The 3502-nt window shown below is 40.7% G+C and carries 3 protein-coding genes; 2 read left to right on the top strand and 1 reads right to left on the bottom strand.

Going from position 1 to position 3502, the window contains the following annotated elements; genetic code table 11:
• Positions 1-626 precede the first annotated feature (626 nt).
• Positions 627-1451 (bottom strand): CDP-diacylglycerol--serine O-phosphatidyltransferase, encoded by an 825-nt coding sequence (gene pssA, locus GMES_RS19525; protein ID WP_006994535.1) that lies wholly within the window; start codon positions 1449-1451, stop codon positions 627-629.
• Positions 1452-1831: 380 nt separating this feature from the next.
• On the opposite strand from pssA, the gene xdp1 reads away from it, so the two are divergent.
• Positions 1832-2602: an exosortase-dependent surface protein XDP1 gene (gene xdp1, locus GMES_RS19520; protein WP_006994534.1), complete on the top strand. Its 771-nt coding sequence runs from the start codon at positions 1832-1834 to the stop codon at positions 2600-2602.
• Between the two features lie 158 nt (positions 2603-2760).
• Positions 2761-3502: tetratricopeptide repeat protein (locus GMES_RS19515; protein ID WP_039987855.1), on the top strand; the 742-nt coding region annotated here is incomplete at its 3' end.

Raw genomic sequence — 3502 nt, 5'->3', positions numbered from 1 at the left:
CAATTTTTTTAATTTAATTTCAAACTAAGCAATTTGCTGCATCCCGCTAACTACAACGCCCTTAGAGCATCGCAGTGACACGATTTACACTAAGAAAATCCTGTCGCGGTGAGCCGTTTTAAGTGGCCTCCCCGAAGCGAGATGCGCATTATAGAGATCCCTTTTTTGATCGCAAGTGTTTATTTCAAAAAAATGTTTAACTGCTCAACTTATAACCATTAAGCTCGCAGAAGGTACAATTTGGTCGGGTTTTGCACGTTTTGGCCATCTGTAGCAGGATCGCTAACTTGTAATCCACCTTATAGCGTCAGATTAAAACCAGTAACCGGCCTGTTTTAACCAAAATGCTGTGCATATAAGAACGTAAAACGTCAATGAGAGTAGTTTCGGGTTATGTTTTGATGAGAATCAGGAAGAAAATGAAACGTAGATTAAGGAACGTATGTATGTGTTCCGGAAAAAGCTAACGACTAGCCTACTTATTACACGAGCTAATCGTCATATTGGGGTTAAAGAACACAGAAGTGGATTTTGGAGCAGATGGCAGGGCTTAATTCTCCAATTAGCCCAGCCATCTTTATATAAGGTTATTACTTTGACTTCACAAACGTCATAGCAACAAAGCGCTATTGCTTGTTCGTTGGCTCCTCAGCGTCATCATCTATGGCGCTCTCAGTTTGCTCATCACCTTGCGTAAAATCAGCATCGTTTTCATCTGGATCTCCTACGACGTGTTCTAACTTGACCTTATCTACACTTCTAAATGTATTGATGGGTCCAGCGAGTGCGTATAAGGCAAACACGACGAATAGAACTAAAGCAGGCTCAGTCGCAACCACTACGAAAATCAGCATCACAAGAAGTAAAGCTACAAATGGTACTTTACCGTGCCAGTTTACTTCTTTAAATGAATTGTATTTAAAATTACTCACCATCAATAGGCCAGCCAAGCTAGTTACTAAGGCAACTAGAACGCCGTAGTCATCACCATTGACATCATACTCTCCGCCTACCCAAACGAGACCTGCCACCAATGCAGCTGCCGCGGGGCTGGCCAAACCTTGAAAATAGCGTTTATCGGCAATGCCAATTTGGGTATTAAAACGCGCTAAACGTAAAGCGGCTCCAGCTACATATATAAAGGCAGCTAACCAACCTATTTTACCTAAACCGCTCAATCCCCAGTTGTAGGCAACCAGCGCTGGCGCCATACCGAAGGACACCATATCTGCCATGGAATCATACTCGGCACCAAATTCACTTTGGGTATTGGTCATACGAGCAACACGCCCATCAAGGCCGTCAAAAATCATTGCGATGAATATCGCTACAGCCGCAGCTTCGAAGTGTCCATTCATTGACGCAACAACAGCATAGAAGCCAGAAAATAAACCGGCAGTGGTTAATAAATTGGGTAAAAGGTAAATACCTTTACGCTTAGATTCGGGCATAACAGCTCCTTAGATAAAATAACGGCGCCAAGATAACATAAACGTTTGATGGTAGTTATTGGGCAATTAAAAAAAACTGCAAGATCAATCCATTACTGAATTTCTCTTTCAAACTTATGTTGGCGTATTTTTAAGCATACCTATTATACGTATTTCCTATATTCTCTCCCACAAATAAATGTATACTTGTTGTCATGTATACGGATTGAGTCACTGATCAGCTCAGCTGTCGAACTTCTTTACAATAAAACTAAAATGCGATTCTAAATTCAAACAACCCATTGAAATAAAATAATTTTTATAAATGGCGCGATATATGCTTAGAGTAAAAGTATAAAATTGATAACACTCAGCATCTTTTACGGACTGGAAGGTTTAATATGAAAAAACAACTTATTTTGCGCAGCGCAGCGATTGCAGCATCGTTATTGACTATGTCATTTGCTAGCTTAGCAACAGATTATACAGTGTGGAATTTTACTACGTCAGGTACTAAGTATGGTTCAGGAAACTACGACGGAAATCAATTAAATTTTTCATCATCAGATAACGCACTTTCAATTAATGCATGGGCAGATACAGGGAGCTCTAACTCCATCGAGACTGCTACTGCCGCACAAAATAGTTGGGGGTTACTTAACTTAAATCGAGATGAAAATTACAATGAGCATTACGTTGATAACGGATATGATTCTGATATGCTTTTGCTAACTTTTGACGATTTCGTTTCGATTACAAAAATTGACTTAGGCTCAGCTCCTTATGATTCTGATATTTCGATTGCAGCGTTCGACTCATTACCTACTTTAGAAGGCCAGACATGGTCAGATGTATCCTCTGCCAGTAATGTCTTATTTAGCACGAGCTTTGCTGACCTAAGTACTAATTGGGTTTCTCTGACTAGCGAAACTGCTGGATATGATTCTAAATATTGGGTCATCGGTGCTTACAACAGTTCATTTGGACAGTCATCGTCATCTAATGGATATTTCGGTGGTGGAAATGATTTTCTCAAGATTGCTGGTATTAAAACTATCGCAGGCACTGGCCCAGATCCTAAACCACCTACAGATGTTGCAGAGCCTAGCTCACTAGCCGTGCTAGCATCCTTTGGCTTGTTCGCTGCTTGGCGTCGTCGCAAGTCTGCATAAAAATTTATGAAACATCTAAAACCTCACATTGTGAGGTTTTTTTTTGCCTAAAAACATACCTTGGTATGTTCGTAGTCATTGAATAACTGAGGTAATTACGCAAAATATACCGTAGTATTTTATGCTCTGCATTCTAAGGAAAAGAGTCAACCTAATTTATGAAACGTCTTTTACTACCCATCTCACTTAGTGCAATTGCTTTTTGTGCTGTACTGCCCTCGTTAGCATTTGCTGATACCTCTGAAAACTACGAAAAAGCACTATCGGCGTTTAATCAGGAGGAATTTTCAGAGTCGTATATTCACCTAAAAAATGCGCTGCAAGCGTCCCCTTCTCACTTACCTTCAAAGCTTTTAATGGGGCGCGTGCTACTCGTAGATGGTTACGTCAATGACGCTATTACAGAATTTGAAGAGGTTATGGCAGCGGGCGCAGATTTAAACTTAGTAATTGTACCGTTAGCCAATGCCTATCTTATTAGCCGCCGGTTTGATGCACTTATCGATTTGCCAACACCGCGTAGTTTATCGTCATCGGTAAAGCTTGATGTTCAGCTATTAAAGGCTGCAGCACATATTCAGAAAAAAGAGTTAGAACAAGCTAAGTCAATTTATGAAAGCGCCCAACTTGAGTTTGGTCAAAACAGCAATATGCTCAACGGTTTAGCGCAGATTTCGCTAATACACAAAAATTACGCTGAGGCAAACCAATATTTAGATAAAGCCCTCTCGGTTGAGCCCAATAATGCGAAGAGTGTGATGCTGCGCGGTTTAGTGTTACAAAGCCAAGGCAAAAGTGACGAAGCACGAAACCAGTTTGAGCTTGCCTACCAATTTGATGACTTCGACCCAACCATTAAACGCGCTCTCGCCAATAGTTATGTGGAAGCGAATATGCTCA

Source organism: Paraglaciecola mesophila KMM 241, from assembly GCF_000315015.1.
GTDB lineage: Bacteria > Pseudomonadota > Gammaproteobacteria > Enterobacterales > Alteromonadaceae > Paraglaciecola > Paraglaciecola mesophila.
The sequence above is the reverse complement of the archived record's forward strand: the minus strand, read 5'-3'. Positions and strand labels throughout refer to the sequence as shown.